At 60.3% G+C, this 12,623-nt stretch carries 14 protein-coding genes; 5 read left to right on the top strand and 9 right to left on the bottom strand.

The window, feature by feature from the left end:
* The first annotated feature begins 91 nt into the window (after positions 1-91).
* On the top strand, positions 92-685 hold the full coding sequence (locus ACR0DJ_RS00695) for an NAD(P)H-dependent oxidoreductase (RefSeq protein ID WP_480683568.1): 594 nt from the start codon (positions 92-94) through the stop codon (positions 683-685).
* Positions 686-705: 20 nt separating this feature from the next.
* On the opposite strand, the gene ACR0DJ_RS00690 is transcribed toward ACR0DJ_RS00695, so the two are convergent.
* From ACR0DJ_RS00690 to ACR0DJ_RS00675, 4 genes are read right to left on the bottom strand one after another with little or no spacing between them, the layout of a single operon-like run.
* Positions 706-1,311, bottom strand: coding sequence for a pyridoxamine 5'-phosphate oxidase family protein (locus ACR0DJ_RS00690; RefSeq protein WP_257599945.1), 606 nt, complete (start codon positions 1,309-1,311; stop codon positions 706-708).
* Positions 1,295-2,038: a lysophospholipid acyltransferase family protein gene (locus ACR0DJ_RS00685; protein ID WP_257599944.1), complete on the bottom strand. Its 744-nt coding sequence runs from the start codon at positions 2,036-2,038 to the stop codon at positions 1,295-1,297. Before ACR0DJ_RS00685 ends, ACR0DJ_RS00690 begins: the two co-directional genes overlap by 17 nt.
* On the bottom strand, positions 2,038-2,937 hold the full coding sequence (locus ACR0DJ_RS00680; RefSeq protein ID WP_425078952.1) for a cell division protein FtsX: 900 nt from the start codon (positions 2,935-2,937) through the stop codon (positions 2,038-2,040). Before ACR0DJ_RS00680 ends, ACR0DJ_RS00685 begins: the two co-directional genes overlap by 1 nt.
* A complete protein-coding gene (locus ACR0DJ_RS00675; protein WP_170346345.1) occupies positions 2,934-3,611 on the bottom strand; it encodes a cell division ATP-binding protein FtsE in 678 nt (225 codons plus the stop codon). Before ACR0DJ_RS00675 ends, ACR0DJ_RS00680 begins: the two co-directional genes overlap by 4 nt.
* A gap of 182 nt (positions 3,612-3,793) precedes the next feature.
* On the opposite strand from ACR0DJ_RS00675, the gene ACR0DJ_RS00670 reads away from it, so the two are divergent.
* On the top strand, positions 3,794-4,543 hold the full coding sequence (locus tag ACR0DJ_RS00670) for a zinc-ribbon domain-containing protein (protein ID WP_425078954.1): 750 nt from the start codon (positions 3,794-3,796) through the stop codon (positions 4,541-4,543).
* A 3-nt stretch (positions 4,544-4,546) separates the two neighbouring features.
* On the opposite strand, the gene ACR0DJ_RS00665 is transcribed toward ACR0DJ_RS00670, so the two are convergent.
* The 3 genes from ACR0DJ_RS00665 to ACR0DJ_RS00655 all read right to left on the bottom strand — a co-directional run bounded on the left by ACR0DJ_RS00665 (position 4,547) and on the right by ACR0DJ_RS00655 (position 9,078).
* The gene (locus tag ACR0DJ_RS00665) at positions 4,547-7,090 is read right to left on the bottom strand and encodes a TIGR02302 family protein (protein ID WP_480683567.1); all 2,544 of its coding nucleotides are present in this window, start codon (positions 7,088-7,090) and stop codon (positions 4,547-4,549) included.
* Positions 7,091-7,127: 37 nt separating this feature from the next.
* Positions 7,128-8,393, bottom strand: coding sequence for a diaminopimelate decarboxylase (gene lysA / locus ACR0DJ_RS00660; RefSeq protein WP_257599941.1), 1,266 nt, complete (start codon positions 8,391-8,393; stop codon positions 7,128-7,130).
* Between the two features lie 97 nt (positions 8,394-8,490).
* Positions 8,491-9,078 carry a TetR/AcrR family transcriptional regulator gene (locus tag ACR0DJ_RS00655; RefSeq protein WP_480683566.1) on the bottom strand — a complete coding sequence of 196 codons (588 nt, stop codon included), beginning with the start codon at positions 9,076-9,078 and terminating at the stop codon, positions 8,491-8,493.
* Between the two features lie 141 nt (positions 9,079-9,219).
* Here ACR0DJ_RS00655 and ACR0DJ_RS00650 point away from each other — a divergent pair, with 141 nt between their 5' ends.
* Positions 9,220-9,651, top strand: coding sequence for a DUF8051 family protein (locus ACR0DJ_RS00650; protein WP_480683565.1), 432 nt, complete (start codon positions 9,220-9,222; stop codon positions 9,649-9,651).
* A 95-nt stretch (positions 9,652-9,746) separates the two neighbouring features.
* A complete protein-coding gene (locus ACR0DJ_RS00645; protein WP_170346341.1) occupies positions 9,747-10,133 on the top strand; it encodes a glycine zipper family protein in 387 nt (128 codons plus the stop codon).
* Positions 10,134-10,393: 260 nt separating this feature from the next.
* On the opposite strand, the gene ACR0DJ_RS00640 is transcribed toward ACR0DJ_RS00645, so the two are convergent.
* Both ACR0DJ_RS00640 and argH read right to left on the bottom strand, forming a co-directional pair.
* Positions 10,394-10,591 carry a hypothetical protein gene (locus ACR0DJ_RS00640; protein ID WP_170346340.1) on the bottom strand — a complete coding sequence of 66 codons (198 nt, stop codon included), beginning with the start codon at positions 10,589-10,591 and terminating at the stop codon, positions 10,394-10,396.
* Positions 10,591-11,979, bottom strand: coding sequence for an argininosuccinate lyase (gene argH, locus ACR0DJ_RS00635; RefSeq protein ID WP_480683564.1), 1,389 nt, complete (start codon positions 11,977-11,979; stop codon positions 10,591-10,593). Before argH ends, ACR0DJ_RS00640 begins: the two co-directional genes overlap by 1 nt.
* Positions 11,980-12,000: 21 nt before the next feature.
* Here argH and ACR0DJ_RS00630 point away from each other — a divergent pair, with 21 nt between their 5' ends.
* On the top strand, positions 12,001-12,567 hold the full coding sequence (locus ACR0DJ_RS00630; RefSeq protein ID WP_425078958.1) for a TlpA disulfide reductase family protein: 567 nt from the start codon (positions 12,001-12,003) through the stop codon (positions 12,565-12,567).
* Positions 12,568-12,623 lie beyond the last annotated feature (56 nt).

Genomic DNA, 12,623 nt, shown 5'->3' with positions numbered 1-12,623 from the left:
CATGATTTCTGACCGTGGTCAAATTTTTTATTGACCGTGGTCATTTTTTGATTCTATAAACTGACCACGGTCATTTTTCAGGAGATACCCGATGCAACCGAAAAAAATTCTCATCCTTGACGGACACCCCGCAGAAAGCAGCCTGTCACGCACATTTGCCGAAACATACAGAGACGCGGCCCGCAAAAACGGGCACGATGTACGGTTGGTTCATCTGAGCGATCTGCAATTCGATTTTGATTTCGGTCAGGGCAATTACCACGACTTCAAACCGCTTGAGCCGATTCTGGAGCAAGTGTTGCAAGACTTTGAGTGGAGCGACCATCTGGTCCTGACCACCCCGATGTGGTGGGGCGGCCTTCCAGCAAAACTCAAAGGACTGATCGACCGAATGTTCATTCCGGGGCGAACGTTTGACACACGGAACACCACCAAGATCGGGTTCCCGGCGCCCATGCTGACTGGGCGTACTGCACGCGTCATCCTGACGTCAGACACGCCGGGATGGTTCATGCGCCTGATATACAGGCAGGCGCTTATCCGTCAGGTACGGGACCAGATCCTTGGGTTCGTCGGCTTCAAGCCAACGCGGTTCACCTATTTTTCCGGTGCAAGCTATCCCAAGCCCGGCAGCGTCGATCGCTGGTTGGAAAAAGTATCAAGGATCGGAGCCGCTGCGGTTTGAACCACAACTGGCACCTACATCTACCACATCGTTTTTGCGGCGCGTGCAGGCCATTCCTCGTCATATTGCGCGCCGCCTTCCGCACCGTCTGATGCCTCGGACAGAAGCTGTCCTATCGTGGGAAGATTGCCGCTTCCATCACCGCTGGACCAGATACGCGCCCGGATCAGAGCACGAGCGCATTGGCTGTATATCTCAGCAATTTCAATCACGATCACGGTCGCCGGGCGTTTGCCGGCCTTCTCGAATTGATGCCGCAGGGTCTCATCCGCCGTTACCCGCCCCAACCCGTTCACCCGAACGACGTTGTTGGACCCCGGGACGAAGAACATCAGCGAAACACGTGGGTCGCGCACGATATTGCGCAGACTGTCCAGACGGTTGTTGCCGCGCCAGTCCGGCAGAGCCAGCGTATTCGCATCCAGCTCCTTCACGACCGGGCCATCATCGCCCCGCGGGCTGCCATCCACACCTTCTGGGCCAACCGTGCTGAGCACACAGAGGCGCGATGCGAGGATCCACTTGCGATAGAGAGGCGTCAGCTGATGAACGACCTTTCGCAAGGACGGCGCGCCGGGCCGACCATACAACGCTTCAAGCGTTTCAATGTCACGAATGTGCTCCATCCGGATCAAACCCCACTTCCCGCATCAACTCGTTGGAACGTGTTTCTATCACATCTTCCAGCCGGGCAAGGAAGTCGTCCCGGCCAACACCCGGCTCGATTGGGTCGAGGAATTCCACGATCGCAAGGCCCGGTTTGCGCATGACACCCGTTCGGGGCCAGAAGACGCCGGCATTCGTGGCGACCGGAACGCAGGGAAAGCCGAGCCCTTCGTAAAGAACGGCTGTTCCAACCTTGTAAGGTTTCTTCGCACCGGGCGCCACACGTGTCCCTTGCGGGTAAATCACAAGCTGCCCGGGTTCCGAAAACTCTTTCGACACATCCTTGACCATCTTGGTCACGGCAGCACCGCGCTTGCCGCGATTGACCGGAATACAGCCAAGTCGCCGCGCATACATTCCAATGACGGGAGTAAACAAAAGCTCGCGCTTCATAATGAACTTGCCATGCGGAATGGCATCAAAAATTATGATGATATCAAGAAAAGACTGGTGTTTTGCGGCTATGACCACTTCGTTCGTTGGGACCCTACCCCGCACTTCGCACCGAATGCCAACCATCCAACGCGCCAGCCACATGGTACTGCGCGCGTAGGTCTTGCACGCCTTCAGGGCGCCAGCCTTGGAAAACAACGCGTAGGGCAGAAAGACAATGCCAAGGATCAGCATCCAGGCGTAGATCACGATCATGAAGATCAACGACCGAACCCATTGAACAGCCATCAACATCAGGAAAGCTCCTTCAATTTGCGTCGGGCCGCAGCCCAGGTGGCAAAAAACGCGACCATGGCACCAAGGATCGGGATGAGTACCGGCAACACCCAGTCTTTGCCCTGAAAGCCGACGCCAGCCAGAAACCCACCCGCATCCGAGGCTTCGGGCAGCATCAGAACACCGGTCATTCCCAGCAATGTACCGACCGAGGCTCCAAAAAATGCGCGATAAGTAAACCGCCTTACGAATGCGCCCGCTATGAACCCGTCGCGTGCGCCGACCAGGCGCAGCACTTCGATGATCTGGGCATTTGCGGCAAGTGACGCATTGGCGGCAAGGGTAATCATGGCAGCGGTCGCACCGCCGATCAGCAGGATTGAAATCCACCCCAGTCGACGCAGGGACATCGCCGCATCGACCAGAGGTTCCCGCCACCGCGTATGATCATCCAGCACGGCGCCCGGCACCTCGGCCCCCAATCGCAAACGCAACCCGGCCACATCGATGCCCGGTTCGGTTTCAATGATCTCGATAAGCTGCGGCACGGGCAGCGTATCCAGCGGCAGGTCCGGCCCGAACCACGGGGCAAGCAACGCCGCCTGCTCTTCCTGCGTCAAAGCACGGGCCGAGGCCACGCCGGGCGTTTGGCTAAGAACCGTCAACGCAGCCTCGGTCTGGGCCGCGCGCTGTTCCGCGGGCGCGTTGATGCGCAGGGTTGCGGCTCCGGCCAGTTCCGATGCCCAACGATCCGCAATGCGCCCCGACGCCAGAGACAGGGCCAAGGCGAACACTGCAAGAAACGCCATCGCACCCGCGACAAAAAGGGTCAGGTGCGCCGTGTATCCCGTTGGAGGAACAACCCGGTCTGCCCGTTTGTCGCCGCGCAACAGATTTCTGAGGTCAGGACTGATCATAAATCCGCCCCCGCCAGTTGCAGCTTGCGCTGCGAAATACGCAAGACACGCGCCTGCACCTGGCTTTTGGCCGCGCGAATCAGGCTCAGGTCATGGGTGGCGATCAGGACTGTTTTGCCCATCCTGTTCAGTTCGATCAGAAGACGCAGCAGCCGTTGCGACATTTCCCAGTCAACATTGCCCGTCGGCTCATCCGCCAAAACCACGTCAGGCGACAATATGACGGCACGCGCCAGAGCGGCCCTTTGGCGTTCGCCGCCGGACAGTTCAGGCGGGAGCGCTTCGAGCCTGGAGCCAAGACCCACCCAGCTGAGCAGCTCGGTCAGGTTTTCCTGCTCGGATGTTTCCGAACGCCCGGACACCATCAGCGGCAACGCAACGTTTTCGGCAAGCGTCATATGGTCTAGGAACTGACAATCCTGATGCACCACACCCACGCGGCGGCGCAGCACCGCCAGCTGGTCGCGATCAAGGGCTGAAATATCCTGGTCAAACACGCTCAACCGCCCTGAGCTCGGAAGCAGGGCACCATAGCACAGCTTGAGCAACGTGGTCTTGCCCGCCCCGGAAGGCCCGGTCAGAAAGTGAAACGAACCCGGCTGCAATTGTACCGAGACATCACTCAGCAATTCACCGCCACCGTAGGTGTAGCTGACATTTTCCAGCTCGATCACACGTGCCCCCGTTATTTTGCCGCTCTTCTTGCCCGAGCATGGTGATGGTTTCAATGGCTCTACCGAGTCCAATTGGTGACACTTGACCCGCGAAACCGAAAACGCTCTTTGCTGTTGGGTCTTAACCGAATATCATTCCTGAAAAAACTATTATCGGCCCTTCACCCGGCCGAGGAGGCAGCATGCGTCTAACATGTCCGAATTGCAGTGCGCAGTACGAGGTTCCTGACGAGGTCATCCCCGAGGAAGGCCGCGATGTACAGTGTTCCAACTGCGATCAGACCTGGTTTCAAGCGAAGCACCCTGCCGAAGCCGCAGGCGCACCGGACGAAAAAGCGGAAACCCCCGAAAAGGATGACGCATCGCCCGACGTGGTTAACGCTCCGCAGGACGCTGAACCGGAACCTGTTGAAGAAGCGGTATCCGAAGACAAGCCAGAAGTTGATGAACCCGCCGCGACCACCGGGAGTGTCGATCCTTCCGTTGCCAGCATTCTGAAAGAAGAAGCTGCCCGCGAAGCGGAATTGCGGGCGCAGGAAGGCAGCAGCCTCGAAAGCCAGCCCGATCTGGGGCTGGATACGCCGCCAGAACCCCCAGAACCCAAGGTGCGCCCCAAGCGGCCGTCGGCCACGGAAACCGCTGTCGATGCCGGGCAGAAAGACGCGCTGCCGGATGTCGAAGCCATCAATTCGACCATGCGATCTGACGAGTCGGAAGAGGCGCCGCAACCACCCCGCAAATCGGGCGGATTCCTCCGCGGCTTTGCGTTGATGCTGATTATCGGCGTGGTTCTGTATCTGATCTATGGAAATGCCCAACAGATCAGCGACGCAGTCCCTCAGGCCGACCCGTTGCTGAGCTCATATGTTTCGCTTGTGGATCAGGCGCGTATCTGGCTTGAGGCACAGGCTGGATCCGGTGCCCAGAACTAAGGTCTAGAACCGCTCCAACAAACGCTTCAGGTATTCCAGCTCGATCTGGGGGCGGTCCGATTCCCCAGTTCTGCGTCGGATTTCATCCAGCAGTTCCCGCGCCCGGCGGTACACGTCTTCGCCTTGCAGCAGGTTCTCATCCGTTGAAATCGAACCGGCGGCACCCGGGTTTCGGCCCAGCGGATCGCGGTTGTTGGCTTGCATGTCGCCATCCTGCGTTCCCTGACCCGGCTGGTTCTGCTGGTTCTGCGCCATCGCCTCGCCCAGCGAACGCATCCCTTCGCGCAGGGCTTCCATGGCCTCGGATTGCCGGTCGATGGCTTCGGCCAGATCATCCCCACGCAGGGCCTGTTCCGCCTCGTCCATGGCGCGCCCAGCCCGATCAAGCGCCTCGCGCGCGGCGTCGCCTTCGGGCGTGCCGGCACCGGGCAACCCCTGTTGCTGACGGTTCAGCTCATCTCTCAGCGCCTGCTGCCGATCCGCAAGTGAGCCTTGACCCTGCTGGCCTTCGCCAGCCTGATCCGAGCCTTCCCCCTGACCGCCCTGGCCTTCGTGGCTTTGCCCCCGGCCTTGCCCGCCATTGCGCCCCTCATTGCCCTGGCTTTCACCGGATTGAGCGCCTGGGTTGAACTGTTCCTGCAAATCCCGGAAGGCTTGATCGCTCAGACCTTGTTGTTCGCGCAGAGTTTCCGCAAGACCTTCCATGGCCTGCTGACCTTCGGACTGCTGGCCCTGACCCTGGCCCTGAGTCACACGCATGTTTTCCATCATCTGCTGGAACTCTTCCAGCGCCTGCTGGGCTTCGGCCATGCGGCCCTGTTCCATGAGTTCCTGAATGCGGTCCATCATGCGTTGCAGATCATCCTGCGTCATTTGCAGGGACTCGCCGTTCTGGCCCTGCTGCCGCTCGCCATCTTCGCCGTTTGGCTGCGCCAGCCGCTGCAACTGCTGGAGGTAATCCTGCGTCGCGTCGCGCAATTCCTGCATCAGTTCCGCGATTTCTTCGTCGCTGGCCCCGTTCTGCATCGCTTCGGTCAGACGTTCCTGCGCGCGCCGCATCCGTTCCAGCGCATCCGCCAGCGTGCCGTCCTCGATCAACACCGCAAGATCCCAGAGGGCCTGGGCGATCTCGGCCTGCTGTTCAGGTTTCAGCCCGTACTGATCAAAGGTCTCAAGCCGCCGCAGCACGACCCTCAGACGCAAATAGGCAGTGTCCGAACGAAACAGGTCCTCCGGCAGATGAGACACAGCCCGCAGCATTTGCGCGATCCGAGGCGCATTGGACCGCGACCAGAGCAGATCGCGCCGTTGTTCGATCACCGCCGCGGCCAGCGGATCAAAGAACCGACGGGCCGGAAGGTCGGTCACATAAGGTTCGGAGGAAGATTGCTGATCCGCCGCATCCGCTGCCATCAAAGTGATCCGGACCGGCAAGTGTGCCCAGGGGTGTTGCGAGAAGTCCTCGATCAGATCTTCGGCAAAATCCGCCCGGTCGCCCGTGATCGGCATCGGCAGTTCAACCTCGATCGCTTCGCGTGGTTCGGGCTCTGCCGCCAGGCCATAGCGGCGGTCAACGGCAGCCAGATCCAGTGAGATCCGGGCTGAGCCTGAAACGACGCCATAGTCATCTCCTGCGACGAATGGCAGTTTCATCTGCCCGCCCGCCTCGGCCTCGGCCGATCCGGCCACGGCTATCTGTGGTGCCGTGTCGTCAATGATCTCAACGGCCCATTCGCGCCCCGTGGGCCCGTCGATGCGCAACTGGCCAGAGCGTTCTGCCACGAACTCCTGCTCGGGGTCGGTCACCGCTTCGGCGCCCAGGGCCGAGCTGTTTTCCGTCAGGCTATGTGCGCCAACCTCCCCATAAAGCCGCAAGGTAACGCGGCTGCCCTTGGGAACGGAAAGCTCTGCATCCGTTTGATCCGCAAGATACAGCGTTGGAAGGCCCGTATAGCGCGGGGGTTCGACCCATCCTTCCCACGTTGGCCCCTGCCCGGCGGCGGCAGTGCCCGGGGCCATGTCCGCCACCGACCCCACGCGCCACAAAGAGCCGAAAACCAGCGCTACGACAAAAGCCAGCAATGCCGCGTAGCGCAGCGCATAAGGATCTCGCGATGCCAGCCGAAGATCTGGCTTCACGGCCTCGGCCGTTGCGACCCGTTGCGCCATCCGGGTTTTGTGGGCTTGCCATAGCGCCACGGAATCCCGATCGGCCGCACCGATGGCCTGATCATCCATCAAGGCCTGAATTGGGCGTCCCGGCAAGGTCTCATCCAGCCGCACCAAAACGTCGGCGCGCGAAGGCAACTTGAGAACCCTCAGGCCAAGCACCGCAGCCGTCAAAAACAACCCCAGGGACAGCGCGCCAACTGCCCAGACAATTTCCACGGAAACAATATCTTGAAGCCCCAGCATCAACGCCGCAAGCAGAACCAGCACGATCGAGAACGCCGGCCAGAACGCGCGCAACACCTGTTCTGCCACCATGCCGACATGGGTCAGCCACACGGACAGGCGCGGAATAGGCAGGTTTGAACGGTCGGACAAAGCGGGCCTCCGGGGTTAGGCCCGCGCGGTCATCGCGTCAAAGCCATGAAGGTATGGTATCGCGGTTTATGATTTCGTCAAAGCTTGGTCGTTCACGAATGACTGCAAATTGATCACCATTGACCAGAACCTCGGGGATCAGCGGGCGGGTATTGTACTCGCTGGCCATCACCGCGCCATAGGCACCCGCGCTGCGGAAGGCGATCAGGTCTCCCGATTTCAGCGGCGGCATGTTGCGCTGCTTGGCAAATGTGTCACCGGATTCGCAAACCGGGCCGACGATGTCATAGGCCTGCTGTTCCACGCCGGCCACCGGTTCCTGCACCGCGACGATATCATGATGCGCTTCGTACATTGCCGGGCGGATCAGGTCATTCATGGCCCCGTCGACAATCAGGAAATCGCGGCCTTCGCCCGACTTCACATAGATCACCTTGCTGACCATCAGCCCCGCATTGCCTGCGATCAGGCGGCCCGGTTCGATTTCGATCTCACAGCCCAGATGGCCCAGTGTTTTCTTGATCAACGCGCCATACTCCACCGGCAGCGGCGGCGCGTCATTCGAGCGGGTATAGGGGATGCCCAATCCACCGCCCAGATCAAGACGGCGGATGTTGTGGCCTTCAGCCCGCAACTGTTCAGTCAGTTCGGCCACTTTCGTATAGGCCAGCTCGAACGGCTCCAGTTCGGTCAGCTGCGAGCCGATATGGACGTCGATACCGATCACTTCCAAACCTGGCAGGCTGGCGGCGTGGGCATAGACCTCTGACGCGCGGGAAATCGGTATTCCAAATTTGTTCTCGGACTTGCCGGTCGCAATCTTGGCATGGGTCTTGGCATCCACATCCGGATTCACCCGGACCGTGATCGGAGCAACCACACCCAATTCCAGTGCAACGGCGTTGATCACTTCCATCTCGGGCTCGGATTCGACGTTGAACTGACGGATGCCTCCGGTCAGCGCGGTACGAATCTCATCCGCCGTTTTGCCCACGCCAGAGAACACGATCTTTTCGCCCGGAACGCCCGCCGCCTTGGCGCGCAGGTATTCCCCGCCCGAGACCACGTCCATCCCCGCGCCCGCCTGTGCCAAAGTTTTCAGGATCGCCTGATTGCTGGCCGCTTTCATCGCGTAGCACACAAGGTGGTCCGTGCCGTCAAGCGCATCGTCGAACAGCTGGAAATGCCGCAGCAAGGTTGCGGTGGAATAGACATAGAACGGCGTTCCGACCGCAGCAGCGATTTCGGAGACAGGGACATCCTCGGCGAAAAGCGCGCCGTCGCGGTAGAGAAAATGATCCATACCTGCGCGCTTAGACCAAAAAGGACCGGCGGATCAACGGGATTTGCCGTGCGTCAAACAAACGGGGGCTGGCGGCTGGCACCGCGGGCGCTACAATTCATCCCCGCAGGCCGACCTCCAGCAGCGACAGCGCAGCATCCCTCCGGGTCTCGAACACGTCTTTATCGACACCGAAGATCGCCAGGTGGATCACCAGCCCATCCAGAATTGCCGTAACCGCCTGGGCAGCAGATTGGGCGCTGAGGTCGTCGCGAATTTCTTCTGATTCGATCAGGGGCTCGAACTGCGCGGCGTAGTGGTCGGCAAGCCAGGCAAAGAAACCGCCGATGATCTCGGCCGCGCGCGGGTCCTGAAATCCGGGCCCCAGAACGTCGAAGAACAGACGCGTGGCGGCCAACCGGTCTGCGGGCATGGTCAGGCGCAGCCCCATCATGAACTGGTCCAGCGTCTGCGGGGAAGGGATCATGCGGATACGCGCACGGATGTCGTCGAAATAACGCTGCAACAGCGCCAACAGCAAAACCTCTTTGCTTTGGAAGTAAAGGTACAGCGTACCCTTGGCCAGCCCAGACTGGCGGGCCACGTCCTGCATCTTGGTGGCGTGATAACCCTGGTCCAGAAAACAGGCCATGGCCGCATCCAGAATGCGCCCCTGCATTTCCTCGCGATCGACGATCTTTGGCATATCGGCCCCTGGTTTTCGTCCGGTTCGCCCTTTCTTGAAGCAGATTGGACGCCGCGTCACGCAAATTCATTCTTTTAATGACTTGACGGTCATTAAAACCGCATCCATTTATGACCCGCCAGTCATTAAAAGGATTTCGCCATGGCACACCCGTCACGATCCAACCCCGAACCTACATCGCTGTCGACGCCCCGCCACACTGCAACCGCCGCCAGACTTCTGCTTGTTCTGGTCGCCAGCTTTGTCACGCTTGTCCCCGGCGGGCCGATCGAGACCCGGGATTTCTCGGGGTTGGGCGGAGGAGTGTTCTGGGGCTTCAACGCCTTTCTGATCGCACTTGCCCTGCTGGCCGTAGGATCGGCGGTGGCCATGCTGCGCGGCTCGGTTGCCGCAGGCTGGGGCGCCATCGTGGCGGCCTGGGGGTACGTCTTCGTGGTCCTTCTGGACCTGGGCCATGTCTTTCCGACATCGCCCGACCCGATCCCGCTGATGCTGGGGGTGGTCGAAATCCTGGATTTCGTCCTCGCCCTTTATGTCCTTGCGCTGGTCCATCGCAGCCTTGGACACATCTGAACCGACCCTGCTCACACCCGAACCGAAACCGCAGCCATACCGATTCGGATGAGACCCGAGACCCTATTCAAAAACCTCAGGAAGAAGGAAAACCCATGCTTTTCAAGGAACGTTTCACATTGATGGCCTTACCGTTGGCCCTGATCACGGCCGCGTGCAGCGGCACCGGGGCGCAACATCAGCCCGTTCTGTCGGCCGAACCGGGTCCGGCCTTTGCCGCAGATCTGGAACAATGCCGCGCCGTGGCCAAATCCCAGAACCTGTGGAACCCGGAAACCCGGTCCCAGGCCCTTATCGGTGCCGGAGTTGGCGCACTGGCCGGGATCGCGGACGACTCGGTCAGCAACGCCGAGGGCGCGTTGGCCGGAGCGGCTGTCGGATCAGCGGCGGGTGCGGTCGCAGGTGCGGCAGATATGCGCAATACACGCCGCGATATCCTGATCGAGTGCCTACAGCAGCGCGGGCACCCGGTGGTTGGCTGAGATCATCAGCCGATCGATTAAAAGGTCTTCGAAACCCCTGCCCGCGCGTAACCGGAAATGGATACTCCAGAACCTGAGCGCGCGGGATCTTCCACAGGTTCCGGGCGTCTTGCCGATGTAGGTTCGCAAGCCGTCAAAGCCGCAAATACCAGAAACAGTCCTAGTGTTCTCATTTCAGTATCTTTTCTTTGGATGACATGCGCACCGGCATGCCAATTCACGTTGGTAGAAACAAAACCGATGCGCAATATGAAAGTGGCTTAGAATCCCAGGTAAATTCCCAGCGGCCCACGGCTCAGACCCACACCACCGCCAACATACGCTCCGCTTGAGCCTACCCCAATGGTCGCACTGACAGTTGGCTGAGCGGGCGCGGGCTGTACGGGCTCGCCGTCGGCTCCGCATCCGGCAAGCATAAGGCCGGACCCTGCAATCAGGATCGCTCGCAGCACGGTCATCACACCATTGCCTTCCATCGTTCAACCTGAGCACGCACCTGATCCGGGGCCGTGCCACCATAGGACTGGCGTGAGTTTACAGAGTTTTCGACACCAAGGACAGAGTAGACGTCATTTGTGATCTCGGGATGGACCGCCCGCATGTCATCCAGCGCCAGATCCGGCAGGTCGCAGCCCTTCTTCTCGGCCATGGCCACCAGCGATCCGGTAACATGATGCGCATCGCGGAATGGCAGGCCCAGCACGCGCACCAGCCAGTCGGCAAGATCGGTTGCAGTCGAGAAACCCGAGCCGGCGGCAGCGGCCAGGCTGTCGCGGTTGGCGGTCATGTCCTTGACCATGCCTTCCATCGCCGCCAGCGCCAGCATCCAGTTGTCGGCGGCATCAAAGACCTGTTCCTTGTCTTCCTGCATGTCCTTGGAATAGGCCAGCGGCAGGCCCTTCATCACCATCATCAGCGCCGTGTTGGCGCCAAAGATCCGGCCCACCTTGGCGCGGATCAGCTCGGCCGCGTCGGGGTTTTTCTTCTGCGGCATGATCGACGAGCCGGTCGAGAACCGATCTGACAGTGTAACAAAGCGGAACTGCGCCGAGGACCAGATCACCAGTTCTTCGGCCAAGCGCGACAGGTGGACGGCGCAGATCGAGGCGGTCGACAGGAACTCCAGCGCGAAATCCCGGTCGCTGACGGCGTCCAGCGAGTTGGCAGCGGGCCGGTCAAAGCCCAGCGCCTGGGCCGTCATATGACGGTCGATCGGAAAGGACGTGCCAGCCAGCGCCGCCGCACCCAGTGGGGATTCGTTCATCCGGGCGCGGGCGTCACGAACGCGGGACAGATCACGGCCGAACATCTCGACATAGGCCATCATGTGATGGCCCCATGTCACCGGCTGCGCCGTTTGCAGGTGGGTAAAGCCCGGCATGACCCAATCGGCCCCGGCCTCGGCCTGCGCCAAAAGCGCGCGGATCAGGGCCAACAGGCCGGATTCAGCCGCGTCCAGCTGATCGCGGACCCACAGCTTGAAATCCGTTGCGACCTGATCATTGCGCGAACGCCCTGTGTGCAAACGGCCTGCGGGCTCGCCGATGATCTCTTTCAGGCGTGCCTCGACATTCATGTGGATGTCTTCCAGCGCAGTCGAAAACTGGAACTCTCCGTTCTGGATTGCTGACAAAACGGTGAGCAGCCCTTCCCGAATGGCTTCGGCGTCACTATCACTTATGACGCCTGTGGCAGCCAGCATGGCCGCATGGGCGCGCGAGCCTGCGATGTCCTGGGCTGCCATCCGCTGATCGAACCCGATCGAGGCGTTGATCGCCTCCATGATCGCGTCTGGACCGGCGGCAAAGCGGCCGCCCCACATCTGGTTCGAGGATTGATCGGTCATGTAAGAAAACCCGGAGTTGATATGCGCCTATTTCGTCTGATCCCCCTTTATATGGCCCTTGCGCTGGGTGCAAATGCCGCCTTGGCGACCGATGCCGAGACGCTGGCCCCTCTGCGGGAAGACAGCCTGAAACGTCTGATCCTGCACAAGGAGCCGAAACCCGCCAAATCAATCGAGTTCCAGCTGGAAGACGACAGCGGTGTCGGCACGCTTGCTGATTACGAGGGCAAATATGTGCTGCTGAATTTCTGGGCCACCTGGTGTGCGCCCTGCCGCAAGGAAATGCCTCAGATCGCTGAGCTTCAGGAAGAGTTCGGCGGTGACAAGTTTCAGGTTCTGACACTGGCCACGGGTCGCAATTCACCTGCCGGTATCAAAAAGTTCTTTGAAGAAAACGGTATCGCCAACCTGCCCCGTCATCAGGACCCCAGCTCGGCCGCTGCCCGTGAGTTCGGCGTCATCGCTTTGCCGATCACGGTCATCCTGAATCCCGAAGGACAGGAAATCGCCCGGCTGATCGGCGACGCCGAATGGAACTCGGACAGTGCCAAAGCGATCATCTCGACGCTTGTTGGCGCCGAAAGTTAACGCATTTAGAAAAATTCGCGGATTTATGGTACCCTCCCACGCATTAAGAGTGGGAG

Source organism: Ruegeria sp. BF10 (assembly GCF_056538725.1).
Note: the sequence above shows the minus strand (reverse complement) of the source record. Positions and strands in the feature narration are given on the sequence as shown.

Coding starts and splice junctions, on each gene's coding strand:
- ACR0DJ_RS00695 (WP_480683568.1), top strand. CDS start 92: ATGCAACCGAAAAAAATTCTCATCCTTGACGGACACCCCGCAGAAAGC.
- ACR0DJ_RS00690 (WP_257599945.1), bottom strand. CDS start 1,311: ATGGAGCACATTCGTGACATTGAAACGCTTGAAGCGTTGTATGGTCGG.
- ACR0DJ_RS00685 (WP_257599944.1), bottom strand. CDS start 2,038: ATGTTGATGGCTGTTCAATGGGTTCGGTCGTTGATCTTCATGATCGTG.
- ACR0DJ_RS00680 (WP_425078952.1), bottom strand. CDS start 2,937: ATGATCAGTCCTGACCTCAGAAATCTGTTGCGCGGCGACAAACGGGCA.
- ACR0DJ_RS00670 (WP_425078954.1), top strand. CDS start 3,794: ATGCGTCTAACATGTCCGAATTGCAGTGCGCAGTACGAGGTTCCTGAC.
- lysA (WP_257599941.1), bottom strand. CDS start 8,393: ATGGATCATTTTCTCTACCGCGACGGCGCGCTTTTCGCCGAGGATGTC.
- ACR0DJ_RS00655 (WP_480683566.1), bottom strand. CDS start 9,078: ATGCCAAAGATCGTCGATCGCGAGGAAATGCAGGGGCGCATTCTGGAT.
- ACR0DJ_RS00650 (WP_480683565.1), top strand. CDS start 9,220: ATGGCACACCCGTCACGATCCAACCCCGAACCTACATCGCTGTCGACG.
- ACR0DJ_RS00645 (WP_170346341.1), top strand. CDS start 9,747: ATGCTTTTCAAGGAACGTTTCACATTGATGGCCTTACCGTTGGCCCTG.
- ACR0DJ_RS00640 (WP_170346340.1), bottom strand. CDS start 10,591: ATGACCGTGCTGCGAGCGATCCTGATTGCAGGGTCCGGCCTTATGCTT.
- argH (WP_480683564.1), bottom strand. CDS start 11,979: ATGACCGATCAATCCTCGAACCAGATGTGGGGCGGCCGCTTTGCCGCC.
- ACR0DJ_RS00630 (WP_425078958.1), top strand. CDS start 12,001: ATGCGCCTATTTCGTCTGATCCCCCTTTATATGGCCCTTGCGCTGGGT.